Source organism: Corynebacterium sp. LK2537 (genome assembly GCF_040946485.1).
Lineage (GTDB): Bacteria > Actinomycetota > Actinomycetes > Mycobacteriales > Mycobacteriaceae > Corynebacterium.
Genome location: NZ_JAYWLQ010000013.1, coordinates 1 through 21877, shown reverse-complemented (window position 1 = coordinate 21877; position 21877 = coordinate 1). Strand labels below are relative to the sequence as shown.

Genomic DNA, 21877 nt, shown 5'->3' with positions numbered 1-21877 from the left:
GGGGGGGGGGGGGGGGAGTCAGAAAAAAAGCCCCCCCCCCCCCCCCACACCCACGTGTTCTAGTGTTCAAAAATGATCGTTGCTGAGGTCGACCGCATGACCGGCGTCGACAAGGACGAGGACGGAGACGAGTTCTTCCCGTTCATTGACACCATTGACCTTGCCAAGCAAATACTCGACCGCGGCCCCTACAATCTACCGGCACTCCTTAACCGCCTAGGGCTAGGCAACCCCGACGCGCACGGAGCGGTAGCTGATGCGACCGCCACGGTGAACATGCTCCACGCCCTCTTCGGGTCTCAGCGCGGCGAAATTGGGCTCAAGATTCTGCGTCAAGGCGAAGTATTCCGCGCCACCAACACCTGGCGTACAAGCCACGCCACACCACTACTCCCCCGCAATATATAGGCCTACTACCAGCACGCACACTGGTCATAGTGGCCTGTAGAAGCAGACATATGCTTTCACATATGGCCTAACATACGCTCTGGCATATGGCGAAACATATGGCCCGCCATATGTCAGGTGCTTTTAGGGCTGCTGCGTGGTGAGTTTTTCGTAATTGGCAAACAACAGCTCCTGGCGCTGCCGGACGGTCGTGAGCTTTCGGGGCGCACCAAACGCCTTATCTACTTCACGGTCGAGAGCGTCATGCGCCTTGATGAGTTCCGGTGCCATAGCAAGCGGGTTATAGTGCTCCGCGAGCGAGCGCTCCGGGTGCAGCGCGCGGGCATCGAGCACCTTCTTGCCCGCTTTAATAATTCGCTGCCGCGTTTTCTCGTCCAACTCTGGCACAGGGAAAGTATTCCACGTCAGAGTATTTGCGAACCGTAAGTCAGATTTAAGACGTCCTCCGATGGTCTTCTGCCATGTGATGAACATCGACGACGACGCTAGGGCAAACATTAGACCTTCTGGATCTTGAGCATGGAATACTAGGTCAGAAGCAATTACATCTGAAGGATACCTTTGTACGGTGAAATAAGAACGGCGTTCGCTTACTACCTTCGGTAGGCAGAGATAGTCAGTACTCGGCTGGGATCGCTGGCCGAATAAGTGCGGAGTTTCAGCCATTTTTCGTGTACTTGCCGCTTTGCTGTCAGCTCGGAAAGCCTTGACTGCTTCTAGCCGCTTTTTTAGCACCGGACTCTGGGCAATATCTGACGGTGCTACGTCTACAAGCCACAGACACCACCGGTCTAAGCCGTTCATTAACTCTCGACTACCCCGGAAAGGGCGAACATACTTCGCCGCTATTGGGTCACTTATAACCTCGTCATATTCGTCGACCTCAACGAGTAGGTTTCTTCCATCTCGGGCCATATTCCCGAAGACTGCGGGAGTAACTACAGGCGAGATGGGCGCTTTCGATTTCTCCACGAGCACGTCAGGGCCGTCTACTAGATAAGCATTAATGGACTGGCCTACTTCCACTGGGACTGGCTCGCCCTTTACATCGGGATAATCCCACAGACGTGGGCGTGGTTGACTCTCCTTATCCAAGCCAACAATGACGCAGTGGACAGCAGCTTTACCGGGAGCCTCAGAGTCCCACGCAAACGTGCGGTGTGCAAAACGTATGCGCCACCCTGCGTTGAAGATAGGCCCAAAAAGCCGTGGAACTTGATCACCTTGAGTAATTGAATTGGTGGTGACGAAAGCAAAACGACCCTTTCGGGACTTAAAGAAGTCCAAGCACTTCGCATGCCAGCCCGTGACGTAGTCCAAGCGTGAAATATCCTTAGTGCCCCACAAATCTCGGAGTTCTTGAGCTTGTTCAGCAGTTCTCGTCGCATGCCCCAAAAACGGCGGGTTACCGAAGATATAGATCTGGGTGGCAGAAGCTGGCAGTATGTCTTCCCACTCAAGCTGCAGGGCGTTGCCGTGGTGAATGTGGGCGGTGATCTTAATCGGCAACCGCTCCGGTGGCCTGCCCACAGCGTTGGCAAGCTCCTTATTCGCCTGATGGTCAACTAAGAACATGGCGGTCTCAGCAATTTTGGCAGGCCACCAATTCAGCTCGAAGCCGTAGAACTGCCCGATGGATAGTTTCTGCTCCCACTCAATATTGAGCGACATACCAGTCTCGCCGCGACGCTGGCGGATAGCGACAATGATGTCTGTTTCAATCCGGCGCAACTCCCGATACGCCAGAAGCAAGAAGTTTCCAGAACCGCAGGCAGGGTCACAGAACACCAGCTCGGCCAAAGAGTCGCGGAAGCGCTCCAACGCGGCCACCGACGTCGAGGGAGAAGACACCAGTTTGTCGGCCTCAGCCCGAAGCTCGTCCAAAAACAGCGGGCCGATGGTCTTCATGATGTTGGCTTTAGAAGTGTAGTGTTCGCCGTCGCTGCGGCGGGCCTCCTTCGATTTCACCAACTGGAACAACGAGCCAAAGACGGAGACGTCAATGGTTGACCAGTCGAAGTCGCAGGCAGCAAGTAAGGCTTCGCGCATCTGGTAGTCGAAGTACTCCGAAGCCAACGGTTCGGCAAACAACGCACCGTTGACGTACGGGAATTTCGCCAACGTTGACGGCAAACGCTTAGGACGCTTCGCCGGGGGAGTATTGAGTACGCTAAATAGCTCATTGAGCTGCGGGCCCAGAGACTCCGGGGTGGTTTCATTGCGCACAAAGTCGGCAAATAGGTGCGGGGTATCCCACAGGCCTGCGTCGTCGCCGAAGAGGAGGAAGAGGATACGGGTGAGGTAGATAGAGGTGCGCATGACACGCTCGTCTTCTTCCTCCGGCGTGGTGGGCGCTTCATCACCGACGGCTTCGTCGACGTCGTCGCCGTTCATGGCGCGGAACAGCTCCACCATTAACCGGGAGGCTTCCAGGGACGCCTTTTCTTCCTCCCGGTAGGCGGTGGTTTCGTAGTCGGCGAGGAAAGCGAGTTGTTCGACGTGATCGTCAATCTCCTCTAGGGGGAACGTAATGTCCCAGTCGGCGCTATCGCCGACATAGGTGCGGTTCAGGCGGGTTACCCGTAGGGTCTCGAAGTTGGAGCAGATGACGTAAGCTGGCATGTGCGAGTTCGCGATAGTACCGCCTAGCAGGTAATCGAGGGCCTGGGCATAAGCATCATCGAGCGGGACACTGAGGGATTTGGCCTCACCTATGACTTTGCCGGGCATGAACATGTCGATCTTGCCGGTACGCCCCGTCGAGGCGCGTTTAGCGCTGCGCTGATACAGATACAGGTCGCGGGCGTTGACCCCGAAGCAGTCCAGCAGGTCGCCCCAGAACTGTTGGTCGTGACTCGACTCGGTCGCAGGCCGGTTTTCTGCTTTCCATTGCTTAATGTGGGCAAGCCACCGGAGTTTGAACTCGGTGAGGTTGTGGCGAATGGTAGCGCGGTCGAAAACAGTCGTAGGGGCCATAACCATCAAGCATATAAGCCCACCCGCTGCCCGCCTGGCCGCGCGGGCACGTTAAGCCACTTTCCCACCGGAGAAAAAGAGCTGTGCATAACGCCCGGCACCCTCCTGCATGTCTTACGGGGAATGAAACCATGCAGGTGACACTACGTCCTGGTGAACATATGCTAAAGCATATGTTATAGCGTATGCCTTGCCATATGCTTAGGCATATGTCCTGCCATGCGGCAGGCACTGTGGGTGCGCAGATTTACCCTCACGCCGCCGACGCTTAGACGTTCTTCAACGCCCGATACACCGTAGGACGGGTGACCCCGAATTCCCGCGCCAAGGCTGCTTTCGACTCCCCCGCCAGTGTGCGTCGCTTAATCTCCGCCACTTGCTGCGGGCTAAGAGCAGGCTTGCGGCCTTTGTACTTGCCAGCCTTTTTCGCCAACGCAATCCCCTCCGCCTGGCGCTCGCGGATAATGGCCCGCTCAAACTCCGCAAACGAACCCAAAATACCGAGCATTAAATCCGCGCGCGGATCCGTGGTGTCTTTCGCAAACGCGAGATTCTCATGCAGGAAAGTAACAGTCACACCCTTGCCGGTAAGTTCATCAACAATACCGCGCAGATCGGTTAGCGAGCGGGCGAGGCGATCAATCGACGCCACGACGAGTTCGTCCCCGTCGCGCACATACGCCATACACTCGACAAGCCCAGGGCGCGCAGTCTTGGTGCGGCCGGAAATCTTATCCTCAAAGAACCGGTCAATCCTGCCGGAAGCGTTGAGTAGTTCTTTCTGGCGCTGATTATTTTGCTCCACCGTGGAGACACGGATATAGCCCACCCGCTGCCCATGCGAACCGGAGTCATTGCCCATTAGTCTTCGCCCCGCGAGAGTGTAGAGGCACCATTCTCCTGGGCGATGACCGCATCACGATACGGCTCAACCACCCGCGCCAAGTCAGACAACTGTGCCCCGTCGAGACCATCAGCGTCATGGAAACCGTCAGACGACAACATCACATTCACCACCTTCTGTAAGTCTAGGGCCTAGACCCCACTAGACACGTGTAAAACAATGCTAGGAACGACCCTATTGTACAGCAAACATTCTGCCGCAGGCACGTGTAACAATAGGGTGTGCCCTAAAAAGGCACTCTCACGAGATTTTCGCGTTTCACCTGGTCAGGCTGCGCAGATTTGCCCACACGGTTGCGGTTATCCACAGGGGTTGACCTGCAGTGATCTGTAAAACCCCAGGTCGTATATAACAGTAACTCAATAGGGCAATATGGCCGCGGGGCACCACAGTGCCCACCGCGGGCGGGTTAACCGTATGCAGTAGGCATACTCCCGCCTTCGCCTATCGGCTCAGTTGGGGGCTGCCGCGCGAATCAAAGATTCGCTTGCCACAAAGACACCCACACACCACCAACCAGTCCTGGTTGCGGGTGCGCCAGGGAGGAAGCAGACACTAAGCAAGGACATAAAAGGGGTGTGGTCGCCGGCGGAGCTGCCACCAGGGGGGCGGGGCGCTCAACGCGGGCGACCACTAGTCGAGAAGACCTTGGGGGTTAGCCCCCTCAACGCCACAATCTACAACCCCCACCCCAGTCGCGTGATGGAAAACGGTGAACCCACCGGAGGCGCGGACAGAGGGGTTAGTCGTAGACCTTCGAGCGGTGCCCAACGTCAACCACAACGACGACAACACGCGCGTCCACAATGTCAGCAATGATCCGATAGTCCCCCACACGCCAGCGCCACAAACCCGACTTATTGGCTGTTAATGCCTTACCTCGTAACCTCGGGTCCTCAAGGGCGCCAACCTCCCGCAGAAACTTACTCACCCTCCGCTGTTCAGCTGTATCGAGCTTCTTAAACGACTTCACCGCCCGAGGAGAAAAACTAATCTCCCAAGCCACACTCGCGCTCCAGCTGACTCAACGGCACAGTTCCCAACTCCCCGCGACGAACCTGAGCAGCCTCCTCCTCCAAGCGATACACATACTCCAGGTCAGCCAGATGTGCACTCAACGCTTCCCGGAGATAAAACGAACCCGGCCGCCCCGTACGTCGCGACAGCTCATCCAAACGCCGCTTCTGCTCATCATCGATACGCAAGCTAATCACCGAACCACTCATGTAAACATGTTTACAGGTTATGCGAGCAAGAATCAAGGGCTCACCACAGCCACTCAAGCAGCCGACAAGCCCTAGGGGTGTGTCCTACACGGCCGTGGCCTGAGCCTCGCCTAACGCACCGTATGCGGACATGTGCATAGGCATATATGCGCATACGCGCATGCGCGTGCAACACGAGACTGAAACCCTTTCCAGAATGTCGAGCTATGCGCAGAGCCGCATAAGCGCACATGCCCGTGGGGGCGGCAGGGACACCTCGCCACCTCGCGCCACCTGTGCGTACATGCGCTTATGCGCATGTACGCACGTGTCTCTCCCGGGTTTTGATCATTCCCCGCTTTAAGCTGGTCTTATGCCGCATATCGTCTCCACCATCCAGTCCAAGGGAGGCACGGGGAAGACCACCACCGCGATGTTCCTCGCCGCCGCCCTCACCGAGAGTGGGCATGACGTCGCCGTCTTGGACATGGACCCCCAGCAGTCCACTGTCCGCTGGTCACAGCACGCCGGCAACCTCGGGTTCCCCGTCATCAAGGCGGCAACGGTTCGCGATCTCAACAACCAGCTACGCCGCGAGACCTCTGCGGACTTCATTATCATCGACACACCGCCTGGGGTTAGCCAGTTCATTGGTGCTGCCGCATCGGTCGCTTCGATGATCCTGGTTCCCACGGGTGTATCCCCAATGGAGATTGATCGCACGCAGAGCACCCTGGAGGCCCTTTCCGGCCTTGATGCACCGGCGGCAGTGGTGCTCACCAACGTTGATCGGCGCGAGCGTCGTCCTCGACGAGGTGCACGCCCAGCTGGTCGGCAATGAGACCGCCGCGTTAGCGGATGTCGTGATCCCGACTCGGGCGGCGACCCGGCGAGCATTCGGAACCGTCCCGGTACTAACCGAGCCGTGGAAGGTGCCGGCAGACGAACTAACTCAAACGTTCGAGTAAAGAAGCGGAGAAAACACGATGGCTATCGGAGACATGCCCAAAAAGCCTGTGGCCAAGCAAGCGCCCCGGCAAGCCACCCCGTCGCAAAAGATGTTCGCGGACGCGGAAAGCCCCACCGCGCGAGTGAACCTCTACGTCAAAGACCCCGAACTACTTAAAGAGCTCAAGATCGCAGCACTAGAAGACGACACCAGCCTGTCCGCCCTGTTCGAACAGTGGGGCCACCAGTGGCTGATGGATAGAAAGCACACCCGGAACAACCGCTAGCCCGCGGTTGACTACAGTTCCATCCCATCATCGCGGGTGTTGGCACCCCACTACTGCTAGCTCTACTGGCCTTTCTGGTCTCGTGAAAGTACAGCTGAGGTTCAAGTCATTGCTCCCGGATCTTCTGTAGGCGCCACTGGAAGCCCGCTAGAGGCATCCACGTGTAGACGACCGGTATGAGGGCGATAATGACACACGTGATTTCAACGCCCCTACTCCAGTCGACCAATTTGAGCAGCGCATAGACAGCGAGAAGCACAAGCGCCGTGATGATGCTGTATCGAATGTAACTGTCGCGCTGATTCTTAACTTCCGCGATCTGGTCGATCCCTTCGGTACGCAGGGGCGTTGCGCCCGGTGCGGCACGGAAAATATGGAACGCTTCGTCGCTGAGAACATGCGACCACCCGGCGCCCCGGCACAGGTCGAAAAACTCCGGGTCGGGATCAGTCTCATAAACTATCTGATAGACCCAATCCTCAGCTGGCCCATCACGGAACGACCATCCATGTCCCATCAAAGCAGTTCCGTCCAGGTGTTTGCCCCTACGGGCCATGTCCTGAAAAAGCTTTGTTTCCCGGTCCTGATTGAAAGCCAAGCCGTTACTAAGACGAACGGTCATTGCTGAACCTCCTGAAGTAGTTGTTCCGCCCAGGCTGTGAACTGCCTGCGCTTGGTGACGTTTCTTTCGGCCACTACTGCCCCCGCCTCAGTAATGCGATAGAGGCGGCGACGACTATCCGACTCAACTTCCTCAATGAATCCCGCCTCGTTGAGCTTCTTAAGCGTCGTGTATGCCGACGCTGGACCAAGAGTCAACGCGCCTTCCGTGTTCTCCTGCAAGTACTGCATGATCGAATACCCATGCCTCGGTTCTCCAAGACTGAGAAGAATGGCTAACGCGACATCAGGAACACTCCCGTCATCAAACGGCGGTCTCTTCCCCACCTTATGTCACCTCCAGTTATATCTAGGTGCGTTATATCATCACATGATAATAGTACGAGCTGTCCATCAACTTCGCAATTTGGTGTCCCTATCTCAGGAGGCATGTCGGAGAGACTCGGCGCCCCGGCGCCCGAATGGATAAATTCCCCCAGCAGTCCAGGCGCCTGTTTCGGTAGGTGGCTCCCCTTCACCACACTCATTCCACCGCAAATCCTGACTGCCCTGGCCAGGGCTTCTCTCAACTTCTTGCCTACAGCTCCATCCCGTCGTCGCGGGCGTTAGTGCCCCACTCCTGCTAGTTGTTCTGGCCTGTCTGGCGACGTGGCTGGCCAAGCTGGGCAGACAGTGCATCAGAGAAGTCCTGCCCGCCCATCAGGTGATCCCGCACCAGCGCGTGAGCAAACCCGGTGATCGGTCGGCTCGGGTGGTTCCACAGCCCGGCATCGACCATCTCCTGCCACTGACGGCGCAACGCTAGGGTCTCCGGGGTCTCTCCGTTAGCCTGCACGGCCTTACGGTCTTCCGTCTCGGTGGCCACCTCGTCGGGGTCGCTAAGCTGCTGCCACAACGCCACCCGGCGATCTGCTGACTGGCCGTCCTTGCCAGTCACCGCCACGTGGGTCTTGATCCCGTGCTCAGTGGCCACCGCGCGCATCTGTACCTCGATGCCCTGCTTGGCCTGTCGCAGGGAAGCGATCTGTTCGCCCAGCGCCATCCGCTGGTCGTCCTCGGCGGAGTTCCCGCCAAACAGCTTGCCCAACAGTCCCTTCTTCTTCGGGCCTGTCCCAGGCCTCGGCGCTGGGCCTGGCAGGCCTGGAGGTCTTTACCGGTCTGCGTGGCTTGCTGATCCAGCTGGGTCCACTGGTCTACCGCCTGGTTGTACCGGTAAATAGCCTCCTGGTTGTCACGTGCGTGCTGGTAACCGGATTGGGCCTGGCCGGGGTTGTCGTGTAGCCAGGCCAGCAGGTGGCCCGGCACCATCTGCAATGGCCTGTCCTCATCAGCCCGTACCACCGGGGTGGTGCAAACATTGCGGTCGTCAGTCATCCACCGTTGGGTGCGCTTGTCTTGGCGCTGGGGCATCACCTCGGCCATCCGGGGGCCAGCAAACGGATCTGGCCTTGTGCCCTGGTTCGACGACAGCCGCTCCAAACTCCACTCCCGGCAGGCGGTCTCCCACACCTGGTGCGGGGCGGCATCCGACCGGTCACACTGGCAGGCTGCCGTGAGAAGATCCGCCGCGTACTGGGTCGATTTCCTGCGCTGGACTGGGGTGGGGTTGTGTCCATGCCCGGTCTCGGAGCCACCGGGGCACGTTCCACCAGATACAGCGAGTTATTGTCCCGACCTCGGATCATGGGCACATACACCGCTGCCCGATCGGCCTGGCCGACATTCATAACCACTCGGGATGAATCGACCGTGACCCCATGGCTGGAATGCCCGGTGGTGGCATACCCCAGCTGGCCATGGTTGGCGAGATACTCCCGTGGCACGACCACGCCCTGCTGGTCGTCGTCACAGCTGCGCAGCGTGACCTCACCTGCGCCGATCTGTTCAATCCTCCAGCGTTGACCGTTGCGCACCGGTGACCCGTCCTGGGTGGTCAACGAGTAGTCATTGCGGCGGGTGATGACCACATCACCAACAAAGCCCGTCTAGGGGTTGTTGGTCGTGCTCAGTCCACACTCCGGCCCCGTCGGGTCGATCCGGCCGAAATCAACAAGCACGCGCTGGGCCGCACGGTTCAGCGCGTCCACGGTGTCTTTATCCCCGGCGATCAGCAGGCTATCCAGCCCAGCCAACGTATCGGCCTTCCACCCGGCCATCGCATCGTTGAGCATGGCCGTGGGGTTACCGGCGTACAGCCTGTTTTCCTCGGCATAGCATGTATATACACACATACGCATGTCACTACCCAGGTAAATCCTTCCTGAATCTATTCTTTTTGTATGACTCGAGTAATTTCCGTAATTCAGTCGAAGGGTGGTACGGGAAAGACCACGCTTTCAGTAATGCTCGCAGAGGCAATTCGGAAGATGGGCTATACGGTCGCAGTCGCAGACGGCGACCCCCAGCAATCTGCCACCCGATGGGCAACCAAAGTGAAGGATTTTCCATTTCCTATCGAATCTGTCCGCAGCTCAAGTGATTTCTCTGGAATTGTCAGAAGGGGGAACAATCCGGACTTTCTTATAGTCGATACCCCTCCAGGTGGTTTAGCTTTCATAACCGAAAGCGCCGAGGCTGCCGATTTAGTCCTTCTTCCCACTGGTGTGTCCCCGATGGATATTGATCGAACTCAGGTAACGCTTTCTTGGCTAATAGAAATGGGGATACCAACAGCAGTTGTTCTGTCGAATGTCGACAGGAGGGAAAAACTTCTAGATGAAGTCCATGCCGAGCTGGAGGGTGATGAGACTGCAGCGCTTGCTGAAACAGTCATCCCAACTAGGGCGGCTACACGTCGTGCTTTCGGAACAAAGCCCAGCAGTACAAGGGTGTGGGATTCTTTGGCTCGAGAAGTAGTCGCAGCATTTGAGGATTAAGGGGTAAACAATGGCAATTCCAAAGGCTAAGAATAAGGCGCGGGAAGAATCGTCTGGGAATAGGCCGGAGAGCTCGCCTTCAACAAAGATGTTCGCTCAAGCTAATGATAAAGCGACACGTCTTCAGTTATACGTCCGCGATCGACAATTGATTAAAGAGCTCAAACTCGCTGCAGTGGAAGAAGAGAAGAGCATCTCCCAACTTTTTGAAGAGTGGGCAACACGATGGCTCGAGGAAAGAAGCTGATTACCTGGTGTATATACCTATATACGTGTATGCGTATATAGGTATATACGCATGTGGACACTAGCGCATTGACCTCGCTGTTTTCTAAAGCTCTGGACCTTGTTCTTCTTCAAGCTCGTCGGCGGGTGCTTGTTCGTCAGTGTGGTCGCTGTCGTTGGTAATGCTTTGCTGTTCGCCGCCGAGGCCTAGGCTGGCGAGGAAGTCGAGACCAGCTTGCGCGCCCTCGTGCAGTTCGCCGGCGCCTTCGTCTTGGGTGTTGTCGGTACTTTCGTCTTCTGCTGTGGTCTCGGGTGCTGGCTGCTCTTCCTCTATGGCGTTCTGGACGGTGGTGTCTTGTTCGTCGTGGTGAGCCTCGTCATTGTCTGGTTCGTAGGCAGCAGCAATGGTTTCTGCGACCATGTAGCGGATTGTCTCTTGTGCTGGCTCGTCTACGTCCAGGCGGCGTAGTTCGTAGGTGCGTTGTGCGGCAAGTAGGTTGACTTCATCGGCGATGTAGCCTGCATGATCGGAAACATCATGGGGGATTTCCTCTGCGCGCAAGCGTGTGGCGATGTCGGCGCGGTCGGCGAAGTCCATTTTCTCGCGGCGGATAGTATCGAGGCGCTGTTGAAGCCTCTGCGTGTGGTCATTGTCGTGTTGCGCGGCAGCGTGGAGGCGCTTGTTCCATTCTTCGGTGTCGTCGGCGCGGTAGCAGATTTCGTCCCACAGACCTGCCTCCGGCAAGTTAGCACCAGTATTCTCAATGGCCTGATGAGCTAAGCTGCGGCGCTGTTGCGCCTGTTCAAGACGCGTGTGCGCCTGGTCTATGCGGTGTTGGTACGTATCGTATCCGTCGGCGTCGTGGTCGTAGGCCCGCTCGGCTACCGGGCGGGTGTAGTCCTCTGCCAGTAGGCGGTGGTGCTCAATGTCTGCGCGGGCTGTTTCTTCGTCGCGAAGGGCTGCACTGTGGTCTGCCATGGCCTGCTCATAGGCGCGAATGCGCGCAGCATCAAGACGCACCTTCTGGTAGTTAGCCTGTACCTCATTGACAGCGGCATTCTTGTCCTCGTGGAGGCGAGTGGCAATGCTTGCCTCTTGCCAGGTCAGCGACTCAACCTTCGAGTAGGCAAAGCGTGCGTGCTCTGCCAGCACAGACTGGTTAAGCCGGTTGAGGTTTCCTTCTTTACCGGTAAGGCGGGTGGTCTCGGCGTGGTCGTAGGGGTTGTGGGTGCGCAGCCAGGTATCGAGTTCTATATCTGTCTGACCAGATACAGGCGGCAGCTGGTTACGCCTGCCGGTATCGCGCAGGCGGAGCTGTTCATCCAGGCGGTAGCGGATAAGCCGTGCTGGATCGTGGGCGTTGTCAATATCACGGGTAGCAGCGTCCATGACGGTGCGCGGGTCAATGCCTGCGTCAATAAGCCGTGCCCAGCCGTGGCGGATGGGTTCTACACCGTCGTCGCTGGCTTCAATTTTTAGGGCAAGGTCGCCGGGTAGGGTGTCGATCCAGTCCGGCAGGTAGGCGTCGATGAAGTCGTTGGTGGCTTCGTCTTTGCCCATAAGCCACAGGCCCATCATGCGATCGGGTGAGGTTTGCTCGTCTACGACCTCGGCGATGACCTCGCGTGCAGCCTTCGGAGTGGTATCGCGCGAGATTGCCTTATTAAAGACGTCCCTAGCACTCGGGGCGTGGTCTATGCCTTGGTAGTGGTAGTGGCCTTCCTCGGCAAGTTCATCTAGCTGGTGCTCGGTAACGGCATAGATGTGGTTGGCGATTTTGCCGCGTGTCAGTGCGACATACAGCCCGGCCCTATCGACGTGGTGGTCGATTACCGCGCGGGTGCAGTCCACGGTGCTGCCCTGGGCGCGGTGGACGGTAGCAGCATAACCTAGCTGCACATTGTCGTTGACGTAGTCTGCTGGCAGGCACAGTTCCTCGCCGGTGGTTTGGTTGCGTGCGGTGATACTGCCGTTCTCAGAAATCCCGGTGACGGTAAGCAGCGTGCCGTTGTTAATACGGGCACTCGTTGCGGTCTCGCCGTCGTAGAAAGTCTGGTTTTTGCGCGCCAGGATCGTATCGCCGACACCTGCTTTTTCGCCTCTAGAAAGCTGGGCTTCCATGGTGGTGTCCACAATGCCGTGGGCGATGTAGTGGGCGCGGATTGTCTCGTTGAGTGCTGCCACATCGCGGTTGGTGGCAGCAATAAGAAGGCTGGTTTTACCGCTAGAAATATCCGCCAGGTAGTCTGCTGCGGCCTTATCCAGCATGTCGCTGCGTGCGCCACCATTGACCCAACCACGCTGTGAGTAGAAGTCGAACGTAGACGAATCACCCTCACGCAGTCGCAAGCTGGTGGCGGATTGTTCACGGTCTCCGCCAAAGCGCACGACTTCGGATAGTTGATTATCAGTGCGACCAGAGGCGTTGACCATAGCGCCGAAAAGTCCGCCGTTTTCGACCGCGCCGAGCTGTTTATGGTCACCGATAAAGCGCACGACTGCGCCTGCTTCTTCGGCAATTTCTAGCAGTGATCCGATGTTAGGGGTCGAGGCCATGCCGGCCTCATCGACGATGATCATATCGCCTGCGTTAATAGAAACCGGAAGGTCTTTAAGGCTATGGCCGGGCTTTGTTGGGTGGTTTCCGCGCCAGGTGTAGGTGAGCTTGTCGATGGTACAAGCGTCAAAGCCTAAGTCTTTAGACAACACCTCTGCCGCCTGCGCAGACGGGGCCAGACCAATCACGTTGCGGCCCTCATTGGCCCACACGTTGACAACCAGACGCATAGATGCGGTCTTGCCGGTGCCTGCAGGGCCGACGCCGGTAGCGGCCAATGTGCCGCAGGTAAGTAGGTAACGCGCCATGGATTCCTGCCCGGCGTTAAGACGGAAACCAGCCTCAGCTTCGTGCTCATCCAGTGCCTTATCAATCGCGTGAGAGGGTGCAAATGCGGCCACCGGCTCGTTGAGTGCGGCCAGTGCTTTGTCTTCGGTATCGAGAATGTCCTGGGTGGTATAAAGCTCGCTATCAGCGCGGCCATCGCGGGCTTTACCTGCCGTGTTTTTGAGTGCCTCGGGCAGTTCCAGGACGTCAAAGTCATTCAAGGAAATGGCCTTATCGCGCACAATTGCTTCCACCACAGTGGCGTGGATAAGGTCGCGCTCGGCAAGTGAGGCGAAGCGATAGCCCTGGAGTTTTCCGCCCGCTGCAGTAGTTACATGCGAGGCGCGAAAGTAAGAGCGACGCCTGGTAACTGTGTCTAAAACCTCGTCAATAAGACCCGGAAGGTGTTCCTCTGCGTGAAAGGCTGGGCGCTTATCACGGGTGTCTTCTGCTACAAGTTGGGTAATGGCAGCGAGTTCTTCTGCCCCGTTTTCGCGGGCGGCAACTTCTTTTCTCCAGCCTGCGCGAAGCTCGGAAAGGCTTTCTGGTTCACGTTTTGCGTCACGGGTTTCCAAGATGGCTTGCTGCCACAAACGACCCACCTCAACTGAGTTCGGCGTAGCTCCACGCTCGGCAACAAACTCTTCCACGAGTCGCTTATAGACCGGCTGTGCGCCGCGTCGACGCTTGGAAAAAGACTCCATCAGCGACTCGGAAATACCGTCTATCTCCCACGTGGGTTCCTTATTTGCCCCGTGGTCACAGGCGGTGAATGTGTAGCCCATTTGGTTAGAAAGCAGGGTGTTCAAGATGGAGTCATAGCGGTGCGAAATCGACTGATGATCCTTCATCAACGTGTACCCATCGATAGACAACCAGCGTCCATCTTCGGTTTGAACCTTGTTAGATACCAGCACGTGCGAGTGCAGATCAGGGTCTCCTGCGCGCGTATCGTAGTGCTTAAATTCGGACGCGACGAAGCCTTTTGTCTTGACTTGTTCACGACCTTGCTTGCCAATTCGGGTAAACAATGCGTTGTCTTCTGCCCATGCAATAGCTTCCTTTACGGCCTGGTGGTGGAGCGCCTCAATGCGCCGCGCGGTCTTCTCATCGGACAACGCCCACGCCACCGACACGGACTTAGCAGGCGAGAAAGTCAGGTCGAAACCCGACACAGATTGCCGCACATTGTCCTTTAATCCGTTGACCCAGTTGACGATTTCCCGGCCCGATTGCGGCTCGACTCCGTGCTCTTCAATGAAGAATTCTCGGCCAATATCCTGGACTAATTCGGCGCGCTCTTGCTTGTTCATCAGCGTGCCAGCAGTCTGCCTATGGCGACGTTCCGCGTCACGAAGTGCTACCAAAACCGGAACATCATTCGTGAAGTTAGCAAACGGACGCCCCAGCTGGACGTCCTTGATTTTCTGCCCTTCGGACATCTTCATATCCGCATCTGGGTGCAGGCCCTCGCCGTATAGCGCGGCCATTTGCGACTCGGTGATTTCCCCACCTTGGGCGACCGTTTCGGTGTTCAAACCGGCCAGACCAGAACCTAACCACCGCCCTGGTGGGGTTCCTTTCGCGTCGTAATACTTCGACAAACTTGGCGCATCTGTTGGCCCATCATTGGTAGCCACAGAGCGCAACAGGTACTCATAACCTGTTCCGCTGTTGACTACGCGCAGGGTCATCATGCGCCCTAGTCTAGCAGCCAAAACCCGATTAACACTAAGAGTGCATATAGTGTGTGTCTGAAAGCGCGCTTGCGCGCGTCGTGGCAGGCCTATAGCGCTGTCGAAAGCCTGCAGGGGTAGTCCACTGATTGCTTCCGATTACGCCGAACTTCCCGCGTCGTGTTTGTGTCAGGAGCGGGGCGGTGTGTTCGCTGGCATTGTGGGTTTATGGTTACCGCAAGTAGAAGTTTGAAGAAGCGTCAGGAACTGCGCCAGCATCTCGAAGAAGGAAAGCGAAAGCTGCGCTACCGGAAAAAGAGCACCAACTCGTTGCTCAGCCTTATCGACCAGCGCGAGAAACTCGATGAAAAGATTGGCGAAGCCTCGCAAGTCATTATCGACCTAGGCGAGTCCAAAGAGCTTGTGCGCGAGCTCGTCGGTATGAGCCAGCGAGATTTCAACGCAATGCTCAAGACTGCTAAGGAGTCTTCTCCTAGTGTGAACGATTCACCTAGAGAAGACGAGTCGCATACTGGCGACAGTGAGCGCCAGGACGATGACGAAGCCGCCAGCACCACTAAGGGCGCTGGCGGCGATGGTAACCATGAGAAGGGTGGCCAGTAGAGAGAAAGACAGTCTTCGGCGTTGGTAACTGCGACTAATGTTGTTCGCTCGGGTCGTAGTACTCGTCGGGGTTGGCGGGCGCAGCGGCATACGTGTTGGAGTATGGCAAGTCGTTGGTCTCGTCCGTAGCGTGCTCGTAGTGGTCAGCCATGGAGCCAACCATCACGCCGAGGAAGGTGAGGAAGACCAGGCGATTACTCTGCCTAGTGCTCTGATGATTCCTGTCCCCAATCCTGCGCTTCGCATCTGGGCAATGAGCATCCAGACCGGCATGGCGATGAGTGCAGCTGGGGACATGATTGGTAGCCGATAAATGGCAGTGCGTCCACGGAGGCGTCCTTCCTCTCTGTGGCACCGCCGCTCATGATGCTGTTAAAGAGTTTGAGAAGACTCCTCCAGCCTTGCGTATGGTAAACAATGTTTACCATTGCTGCCAAGGAGAGGATACTTCATATGAAACAAGCACCCCACCCTTCCGGACGTGTGGTGTCTGTACGGATGCCAGATGAAATCATTGAACGACTCGACGCTCTCTGCGATAGGACAGAACGTAGTCGAGGTTTCTACTTGAAAATGGCTATTACAGCCATGCTTCCCAAACTAGAAGAATTCCATTGGAATCAAGTGGCTGCAGACTTCGAAGAGAAGACAATCAACAACTTGTTTAACCAAATAATGCTCAACGGGCTAAAAGACGAGTCCGAAGAACAAGAGTGACTCCACTAATGCCTTAGGTTCCGAGCAAGCTTCATCAAAGCAAACAGCCGATAAGGCTTCTTGGCAAGAGCCGCCACCATTACTAAATCTCCCAGTAAGTCACACTGATGTGATTTAATAGGCGGAGAAAACAAAAGCCGTACCCGGCACTTGCCGGGTACGCGGCGCGAGTGGCACACACCCTCGGTTCAAGTCCAGGGCGCGCACATTCCTCAAAACATGAGGAAACCCCCGCATCATCGAGCGCCAACTCTAGCGGGGGTCCAAAAACAAGCGACACCGTCCGTGTCGGTTAAGACTTTACCACTTCCACACGGACAGCGGGCAAAGCACAACACGGGCGGTGTCGATAATCCGAAAGGAGACAAGGCACCATGCAGCCCCCACACACGTCAGACGATTGGCGCGCCAAGCTCGAAGCAGCCAAAGAACTAGCCCGCAGGCAAGAACACGACGCCGCACAAGAACTCCTCCAAGCCCAAGACATCGGCTACACCTCCAAACTGTTTGTCCAAGCACTCTTCCCCTACCGCAAAACCGAGGGAAACAACCGCACCGTCGAAACACCACAGGGAACAATCACCATCCTCTCCCAACGAGGAGTCCCCTACGGCAAGTACCCACGCCTCATCATGGCCTACATCATCACCCGCGCCGTAGCTAATGCCGGTCGACTCAAAGAAGGCAAAATCACCCACGACGAAGCCTGCCGCATCCCACTAGGCCACTCCATGAGCCACTTCCTCCAAGCAATCGGCATCACCGGACGCGGCACAGGCGGCGCAACCGGAAACCTGAAAAATATCCGCGAGCAACTCCTACGCATCGCAGGTTCTTTCATCACTGTCCAAAGCGACGACGGAATTCACGCACGGGGCCGCAACACTCAGATCCTCGAAGACTGGAACCTCTGGTTCGACTCTCGCGACCCCAACCAGGGAAGCTTCATGGAATCAGAACTAGTACTCACCCCACAGTTCTTCCGCCACATTGCCGAAGCTCCCATCCCCATCGACCTCAACGTCCTGCGCGAGCTGAGCAAGCCCCGCGCAATGGACCTCTACATTTGGCTCACCGTAAAGCAATACTGGCTGGCGAAAAACAACCGCGAAGCCTACACCTTCACTTGGGACATGATCGCCGCCAACTTCGCAACCAAGATCCTGCAAACAGGCCAAGACTGGGTTAACTTCCGCAATGAAATAAAGAAAGCCATTCTTGAACTCACGACAGCGTGGCCAGAAGCAGGAATCGAAGCCAACACAGACGGTGTGACGGTCACGAGGACTGCCCCATCAGTTCAGCAGAAACCACCGCGCCCCGAACTCGACTAAAACGAACACGAACGACTAGCGCCCCTCCTGGGGCGCTTTCTTTTTACCCCAAAACAGCGTGCGCATATTTACCAATACGGCTGCGCATATTTACCAATACGCCAAAAAACTGCAGGTCGGGCTGCGCATATTTACCAATACGATGTTTTGCGCTGCGCATATTTACCAATACGGCTGCGCATATTTACCAATACGGCTGCGCATATTTACCAATACGGCTGCGCATATTTACCAATACAGAGCCACTTATCCACAGGGGTTTACCTGCGGGTTTACCTATTTTCCCAGGTGGCTTATAACTATATCCCTGTAGATCTATATCCCCACAGGGGATCAACCAACAAAACCGTTCAATACGGGTTACGGTTTAGGCTCCCGCCTCGCCTTCGGCTCGTTGGGCTGCCGCCCAAATCGCAAGCGATTTGGTTGCCACCAAACCCCCCATGGCTCACGGCCACCACTAAAGGTTCACCGCTGCCACCAAGACTAAAACACCACCCAAAATCCCTGACACAACCTCCATGTCCACACCGGCACGTACCCTTAACCGCTATGAGCCATTTCCTGCACGAGACCGTGCGCTCAGCGCGCGCTAAGTACCACGCTGCCTACGACATCGCCGAATACGCCACACAGCGCTACAGCGCCGCAAAGCGGCAACTCACCCCCCGGGCCGGCCTGTCTTCGCTGTCATCGACACTGAAACCACCGGCTTTAAAAAGGGCACAGATCGCATCATCGAGCTAGCCGCAGTTCTACTCGATGACACCTTCACCGAAGTCGGTGCGTGGCACACCCTGATCAACCCAGGCGGGAAGAACATCACCAACTCCAGCATCCACGGGATTACGAACGACCTGGTCGCTCACGCACCACAATTCGAAGACATCATCACCGACTTTGCTTCCTTCATCGACAACATGGTGCTCATTGCCCACAACGCCCCGTTCGACGCAAAAATGCTTCTCGGCGAGATCAACCGCTTCGACTCCAACGACTCCATCTATCTGCCGTTTGTTGATTCCATCGCCTTAGCCAAGCAGGAACTACCCACCGGGCCGTATAAGCTGTCCTCTCTCCTCCAGCGCCTTGGGGTTGATAACCCGCGCGCGCACGCGGCAGTAGACGACGCAGCAGCCACCGGCGCCATGCTCAAAGCCCTCTACACACACCGCGCCCGCGAGGTAGCCCACCAAATCCTGCACCAAACTCACCCCTTCGACGCACGCCCAGTCACTAACCTAGGCCTTGCCCAGGCCCAGCGAGTAACCCGCTAATGGCCACCGAATGGGTCGAACAACGCCCCCAGGCTTGCCCGAATGGCCACCAGTGGAACTGAGGTTACCCTCGAGTACGGCAAGCACAGCTGTTCAACGAGTGCGTATGGTTCCTTCTCGCCGTGAAAACACCGATTAGATTCGGCGCTTCGGTTGACGAAACGTGCTTTCTTGCTACACTCAGCAGTATCAGCATGGTTGAGACAACCACGCTGCACATAAAAATAGCCCCAACCGACTGGTACTCGGCTGGGACTATCGGACCTAAAGGCCCATGTGAAGCATCGCGGTCACGAGCTTCACTGTTGCGGTCGCAAGTATTATGACCTTGGTAGCCACATCGAGACGGTTAGACTCAGTGGCATCAAGGTCTTTTCTTTTGCGACCGGGCGTTTCCAATGAGTGTCGACCCATTGGTCACCTCCCTAACGTCGTAGGGTTGTCCACTCGCCGACTAGGCGCGCAGAACAGCCCACGAACACGCGCGGACCCTACCGCGCACCGACGAGGAAGCTGCTCACCCCACCAGTAGCTGGCGTGGTTTGCAGACCACCATCACCGTAACACGCCCACACGCACGCCCTCCGGACGTTGTAAACCAGCCGGGGTACTACTCCCGCCCCTGGTTTTCCACAGGGCAAATAGCCCTCCGAAACTAAACCCCGGACGCTTCAGGGGCGCGTCCAGGAGCTGCGAGCCAAGGGCTTGTCTATGCGCGCTATTGCAACAGAAATTGGCTGCTCGGTGGGCACTGTTCACCGCTATGTCAAGGAAACGCTTGGATAGAACGAGCTGAAAGTGAACACAAAGTCTATTTCCTGTTACGTTTCCATCAACTCACTAGACCTTGTTATCTCAATGTTTTATGCTCCGGGAAGGAACCATATACCAATCACAGGTAGGTAATATCTATGAAGACACGTGGTCTCTTTATAAGCTCAATGGTTGCGGCTGCACTCGCATTTACGCCCTCAGGTACTGCAACTGCGGCTCCGGCTCCATCCCTAACTTCTTCCTCGGCCCCTATTAACGTTATGCCCTATGGATGGACAAAAGTAGATGCTCATCCAGACGGAGTGCCGAAAAAACAATGCGGCCCAGCCAACGATGGTGAAATGGTTGAAACCGAAGACATAGAGGGCGGTCGGAGACTATGGATATGCAGGCATATCAATCCAATTTTCAAGGAACCATACTGGGAATGGAGTGAAACTGTCCTCGCATAAAATAGTCTAGGAGAAAAATGAAGCTGACTCCACGAGCTGAACAGATTCTGAAAAAAGCTCAAGTAATAGCTCAAGAATCAGGGACTGAAACAACAGGTGCCGAGCATATACAACTAGCTTTGTTGCAGGATAAAGATTCAATCCCTTACCAAATAATTGATGGAGAATTTGGAGCAGAATCCTTATATAAAAAGCTATCTGCTTACTTAAACACGGAAGGGTACAAAACCTCCACCAATCGTGCAAGCTTTCTCACTTAATTATCTTCCATTAAAAAGACACGTTAACCAGTCAATATTTTGTTTGGTTAGCGTGTCTTTTCTGTTTGGAGTGTCTTAGGTTTTTAGGTCCGGGTGACTTGAGTGTTGTCCATTGATGCCCTGCCTGTGGGTGGGGAGAATGTATGAATGGTGAAGAAGTTCAGTAAACACACTCCCGAGCAGATTGTTCGCAAGCTGGATAAGGCTCGAGAACTCAGAGAATCCGGATCGACCACGGCTCAAATCCTCACCACGCTGGGGATCAGCGAAGCCACGCTGAACAGGTGGCAGGCAACCTATGGGGCGATGACCAAGAGCGAAGCTAAAGAGCTCCAGCGATTGCGCGAGGAAAACACGCGCCTCAAACGTCTCCTTGGGCAGGCAGAGCTGGAAAAGGCGGCATGGAAAGAATTATCGGAGGGAAACTTCTAAGCCCAGCTCGTCGTCATGATGCCGTCTGGCATCTCGATGGGCTGGGCTACTGCCACAGGCGTGCCTGCCAGATCGTTGGACTTTCTCGTAGTGCTTATCGGCGCGCTAGGATCCGTCAGGGCAAGCCGGATAAGCACGCGGACCTAAAAGCGTGGATGCACGAGTTCGCGCGTGATCACCGCCGGTGGGGACACCGGCGCGCCTGGAGGACCGCCCTCACCGAGGGGTATGGGATATGCCGGGAAACCTTCCGGAGGATTTGGCGTGAAGAAGGCCTGCGCGTCCTACCCAGGAAGAAGCGCAAACGCGTCGATGATCACGGCCAGCGCGATGTTCCTGCCGCCCAGTACCCGAACGACGTGTGAGCGCTGGATTTCCAGTTCGATTCAACATGGCACGGCAAGACGATCAACATCTGCACCATCATCGATGAATACACTCGCGAGCACGTCGCCTTCACGGTCGACAAGAAGATCGACGCGAACTCGGTGATCGAGCTGCTCGACCTCGCTTGTTGTGACCAAGGCGGGCGCCCGCGGGTGATCCGGATGGATAACGACCCTGAGTTCATCGCTCATGCGCTCAACGAATGGGCTGGGGAGGATGAAACGATTCAGGCGTTTATCCCGCCAGGCCAGCCCTAGCATAACGGGTATGTCGAGTCTTTCCACAACCGAATGCGTGACCAACTCTTAGAAGACAACAGCAACGAGAATCTCGAACACGCACGGATGCTCATGGCCCAGTGGTCGCAGCGGTACAATAACTTCCACCCGCATTCCTCGCTGGGCCACCTCAACCCGCGGAAGTATGCGGAACAATGGAAACATGAAAACACGGTCAACGCTTAAACCAACTGGACCGAATTCTTAGGCCACCCCAGAAGTAGACGTCGTAGAGTTCAAACTCCAGTAATTCAAACAAGCGAAAAGCGCACTTACCCTTTTGCAGAAGCAGTAAAACTACAGCCAGGGTTTGTAACTAAGGGGAATGCTT

The 21877-nt window shown here is 56.3% G+C and carries 24 protein-coding genes and 1 pseudogene; 16 read left to right on the top strand and 9 right to left on the bottom strand.

Annotated elements, in window-relative coordinates:
* Window positions 1-72 precede the first annotated feature (72 nt).
* Window positions 73-408, top strand: a complete 336-nt coding sequence (locus VVS03_RS11185) for an exonuclease domain-containing protein (protein WP_368526398.1) — start codon at window positions 73-75, stop codon at window positions 406-408.
* Window positions 409-531: 123 nt separating this feature from the next.
* On the opposite strand, the gene VVS03_RS11180 is transcribed toward VVS03_RS11185, so the two are convergent.
* The 4 genes from VVS03_RS11180 to VVS03_RS11165 form a co-directional block, all read right to left on the bottom strand.
* Window positions 532-3384, bottom strand: coding sequence for a DNA methyltransferase (locus VVS03_RS11180; protein WP_368521710.1), 2853 nt, complete (start codon window positions 3382-3384; stop codon window positions 532-534).
* A gap of 268 nt (window positions 3385-3652) precedes the next feature.
* Window positions 3653-4246 (bottom strand): recombinase family protein, encoded by a 594-nt coding sequence (locus tag VVS03_RS11175; RefSeq protein WP_368520901.1) that lies wholly within the window; start codon window positions 4244-4246, stop codon window positions 3653-3655.
* A 784-nt stretch (window positions 4247-5030) separates the two neighbouring features.
* The gene (locus VVS03_RS11170; protein ID WP_409338210.1) at window positions 5031-5261 is read right to left on the bottom strand and encodes a type II toxin-antitoxin system RelE family toxin; all 231 of its coding nucleotides are present in this window, start codon (window positions 5259-5261) and stop codon (window positions 5031-5033) included.
* Between the two features lie 16 nt (window positions 5262-5277).
* Window positions 5278-5514, bottom strand: a complete 237-nt coding sequence (locus VVS03_RS11165; protein ID WP_011013307.1) for a ribbon-helix-helix domain-containing protein — start codon at window positions 5512-5514, stop codon at window positions 5278-5280.
* Between the two features lie 352 nt (window positions 5515-5866).
* Between VVS03_RS11165 and VVS03_RS11160 the strand changes: the two genes are divergently transcribed.
* A complete protein-coding gene (locus tag VVS03_RS11160) occupies window positions 5867-6334 on the top strand; it encodes a ParA family protein (RefSeq protein WP_368520903.1) in 468 nt (155 codons plus the stop codon).
* A 160-nt stretch (window positions 6335-6494) separates the two neighbouring features.
* Entirely contained in the window at window positions 6495-6728 is a 234-nt protein-coding gene (locus tag VVS03_RS11155) for a peptide transporter (protein WP_368520904.1), read from the top strand.
* A gap of 106 nt (window positions 6729-6834) precedes the next feature.
* Here the strand turns inward: VVS03_RS11155 and VVS03_RS11150 are convergent, their stop codons facing one another.
* From VVS03_RS11150 to VVS03_RS11135, 4 genes are all read right to left on the bottom strand, one after another.
* Window positions 6835-7350, bottom strand: coding sequence for a DUF2812 domain-containing protein (locus VVS03_RS11150; protein WP_368520905.1), 516 nt, complete (start codon window positions 7348-7350; stop codon window positions 6835-6837).
* Window positions 7347-7676 carry a PadR family transcriptional regulator gene (locus tag VVS03_RS11145; RefSeq protein ID WP_368520906.1) on the bottom strand — a complete coding sequence of 110 codons (330 nt, stop codon included), beginning with the start codon at window positions 7674-7676 and terminating at the stop codon, window positions 7347-7349. Before VVS03_RS11145 ends, VVS03_RS11150 begins: the two co-directional genes overlap by 4 nt.
* A 295-nt stretch (window positions 7677-7971) precedes the next feature.
* The gene (locus tag VVS03_RS11140; protein ID WP_368520907.1) at window positions 7972-8436 is read right to left on the bottom strand and encodes a hypothetical protein; all 465 of its coding nucleotides are present in this window, start codon (window positions 8434-8436) and stop codon (window positions 7972-7974) included.
* Between the two features lie 898 nt (window positions 8437-9334).
* Window positions 9335-9580 carry a hypothetical protein gene (locus VVS03_RS11135; protein ID WP_368520908.1) on the bottom strand — a complete coding sequence of 82 codons (246 nt, stop codon included), beginning with the start codon at window positions 9578-9580 and terminating at the stop codon, window positions 9335-9337.
* A gap of 48 nt (window positions 9581-9628) precedes the next feature.
* Here VVS03_RS11135 and VVS03_RS11130 point away from each other — a divergent pair, with 48 nt between their 5' ends.
* Both VVS03_RS11130 and VVS03_RS11125 read left to right on the top strand, forming a co-directional pair.
* Window positions 9629-10225 carry a ParA family protein gene (locus tag VVS03_RS11130; protein WP_368520909.1) on the top strand — a complete coding sequence of 199 codons (597 nt, stop codon included), beginning with the start codon at window positions 9629-9631 and terminating at the stop codon, window positions 10223-10225.
* A gap of 10 nt (window positions 10226-10235) precedes the next feature.
* The gene (locus VVS03_RS11125; protein ID WP_239275127.1) at window positions 10236-10472 is read left to right on the top strand and encodes a peptide transporter; all 237 of its coding nucleotides are present in this window, start codon (window positions 10236-10238) and stop codon (window positions 10470-10472) included.
* 84 nt (window positions 10473-10556) lie between these two features.
* Here the strand turns inward: VVS03_RS11125 and mobF are convergent, their stop codons facing one another.
* Complete coding sequence (mobF, locus tag VVS03_RS11120; RefSeq protein ID WP_368520910.1) at window positions 10557-15032, bottom strand: MobF family relaxase; 4476 nt, start codon at window positions 15030-15032, stop codon at window positions 10557-10559.
* Window positions 15033-15260: 228 nt separating this feature from the next.
* Here mobF and VVS03_RS11115 point away from each other — a divergent pair, with 228 nt between their 5' ends.
* The 11 genes and pseudogenes from VVS03_RS11115 to VVS03_RS11065 all read left to right on the top strand — a co-directional run.
* Complete coding sequence (locus VVS03_RS11115) at window positions 15261-15635, top strand: 3-deoxy-D-manno-octulosonate 8-phosphate phosphatase (protein WP_368520911.1); 375 nt, start codon at window positions 15261-15263, stop codon at window positions 15633-15635.
* Between the two features lie 453 nt (window positions 15636-16088).
* On the top strand, window positions 16089-16352 hold the full coding sequence (locus VVS03_RS11110; RefSeq protein ID WP_368520912.1) for a ribbon-helix-helix domain-containing protein: 264 nt from the start codon (window positions 16089-16091) through the stop codon (window positions 16350-16352).
* A gap of 374 nt (window positions 16353-16726) precedes the next feature.
* On the top strand, window positions 16727-17686 hold the full coding sequence (locus VVS03_RS11105) for a replication protein RepA (protein ID WP_368520913.1): 960 nt from the start codon (window positions 16727-16729) through the stop codon (window positions 17684-17686).
* A 552-nt stretch (window positions 17687-18238) separates the two neighbouring features.
* Window positions 18239-18433, top strand: a complete 195-nt coding sequence (locus VVS03_RS11100) for a hypothetical protein (protein WP_368526586.1) — start codon at window positions 18239-18241, stop codon at window positions 18431-18433.
* Window positions 18379-18963 (top strand): exonuclease domain-containing protein, encoded by a 585-nt coding sequence (locus tag VVS03_RS11095; RefSeq protein ID WP_368534526.1) that lies wholly within the window; start codon window positions 18379-18381, stop codon window positions 18961-18963. The genes VVS03_RS11100 and VVS03_RS11095 overlap by 55 nt, the downstream gene beginning before the upstream one ends.
* 690 nt (window positions 18964-19653) lie before the next feature.
* Window positions 19654-19749, top strand: coding sequence for a helix-turn-helix domain-containing protein (locus VVS03_RS11090; protein WP_368520918.1), 96 nt, complete (start codon window positions 19654-19656; stop codon window positions 19747-19749).
* A 457-nt stretch (window positions 19750-20206) separates the two neighbouring features.
* Window positions 20207-20449, top strand: a complete 243-nt coding sequence (locus VVS03_RS11085; protein WP_368520915.1) for a Clp protease N-terminal domain-containing protein — start codon at window positions 20207-20209, stop codon at window positions 20447-20449.
* 147 nt (window positions 20450-20596) lie between these two features.
* The gene (locus tag VVS03_RS11080; RefSeq protein WP_368520916.1) at window positions 20597-20881 is read left to right on the top strand and encodes a transposase; all 285 of its coding nucleotides are present in this window, start codon (window positions 20597-20599) and stop codon (window positions 20879-20881) included.
* Window positions 20851-21246, top strand: coding sequence for an IS3 family transposase (locus tag VVS03_RS11075; RefSeq protein WP_368520917.1), 396 nt, complete (start codon window positions 20851-20853; stop codon window positions 21244-21246). The genes VVS03_RS11080 and VVS03_RS11075 overlap by 31 nt, the downstream gene beginning before the upstream one ends.
* A gap of 3 nt (window positions 21247-21249) precedes the next feature.
* A complete protein-coding gene (locus tag VVS03_RS11070) occupies window positions 21250-21525 on the top strand; it encodes a transposase family protein (RefSeq protein WP_368521712.1) in 276 nt (91 codons plus the stop codon).
* Window positions 21526-21537: 12 nt separating this feature from the next.
* Window positions 21538-21732 (top strand): annotated as a pseudogene (locus VVS03_RS11065) (integrase core domain-containing protein); the annotation flags it as partial.
* Window positions 21733-21877 lie beyond the last annotated feature (145 nt).

What these genes read in the sequence shown, in the direction of transcription:
- VVS03_RS11160 (WP_368520903.1), top strand. Translation starts at nt 5,867, where the DNA reads ATGCCGCATATCGTCTCCACCATCCAGTCCAAGGGAGGCACGGGGAAG.
- VVS03_RS11185 (WP_368526398.1), top strand. Translation starts at nt 73, where the DNA reads ATGATCGTTGCTGAGGTCGACCGCATGACCGGCGTCGACAAGGACGAG.
- VVS03_RS11100 (WP_368526586.1), top strand. Translation starts at nt 18,239, where the DNA reads ATGAGCCATTTCCTGCACGAGACCGTGCGCTCAGCGCGCGCTAAGTAC.
- VVS03_RS11150 (WP_368520905.1), bottom strand. Translation starts at nt 7,350, where the DNA reads ATGACCGTTCGTCTTAGTAACGGCTTGGCTTTCAATCAGGACCGGGAA.
- VVS03_RS11180 (WP_368521710.1), bottom strand. Translation starts at nt 3,384, where the DNA reads ATGGCCCCTACGACTGTTTTCGACCGCGCTACCATTCGCCACAACCTC.
- VVS03_RS11155 (WP_368520904.1), top strand. Translation starts at nt 6,495, where the DNA reads ATGCCCAAAAAGCCTGTGGCCAAGCAAGCGCCCCGGCAAGCCACCCCG.
- VVS03_RS11105 (WP_368520913.1), top strand. Translation starts at nt 16,727, where the DNA reads ATGCAGCCCCCACACACGTCAGACGATTGGCGCGCCAAGCTCGAAGCA.
- VVS03_RS11080 (WP_368520916.1), top strand. Translation starts at nt 20,597, where the DNA reads ATGGTGAAGAAGTTCAGTAAACACACTCCCGAGCAGATTGTTCGCAAG.
- VVS03_RS11125 (WP_239275127.1), top strand. Translation starts at nt 10,236, where the DNA reads ATGGCAATTCCAAAGGCTAAGAATAAGGCGCGGGAAGAATCGTCTGGG.
- VVS03_RS11075 (WP_368520917.1), top strand. Translation starts at nt 20,851, where the DNA reads ATGGAAAGAATTATCGGAGGGAAACTTCTAAGCCCAGCTCGTCGTCAT.
- VVS03_RS11165 (WP_011013307.1), bottom strand. Translation starts at nt 5,514, where the DNA reads ATGAGTGGTTCGGTGATTAGCTTGCGTATCGATGATGAGCAGAAGCGG.
- VVS03_RS11085 (WP_368520915.1), top strand. Translation starts at nt 20,207, where the DNA reads ATGAAGCTGACTCCACGAGCTGAACAGATTCTGAAAAAAGCTCAAGTA.
- VVS03_RS11110 (WP_368520912.1), top strand. Translation starts at nt 16,089, where the DNA reads ATGAAACAAGCACCCCACCCTTCCGGACGTGTGGTGTCTGTACGGATG.
- VVS03_RS11135 (WP_368520908.1), bottom strand. Translation starts at nt 9,580, where the DNA reads ATGTGTGTATATACATGCTATGCCGAGGAAAACAGGCTGTACGCCGGT.
- mobF (WP_368520910.1), bottom strand. Translation starts at nt 15,032, where the DNA reads ATGATGACCCTGCGCGTAGTCAACAGCGGAACAGGTTATGAGTACCTG.
- VVS03_RS11130 (WP_368520909.1), top strand. Translation starts at nt 9,629, where the DNA reads ATGACTCGAGTAATTTCCGTAATTCAGTCGAAGGGTGGTACGGGAAAG.
- VVS03_RS11175 (WP_368520901.1), bottom strand. Translation starts at nt 4,246, where the DNA reads ATGGGCAATGACTCCGGTTCGCATGGGCAGCGGGTGGGCTATATCCGT.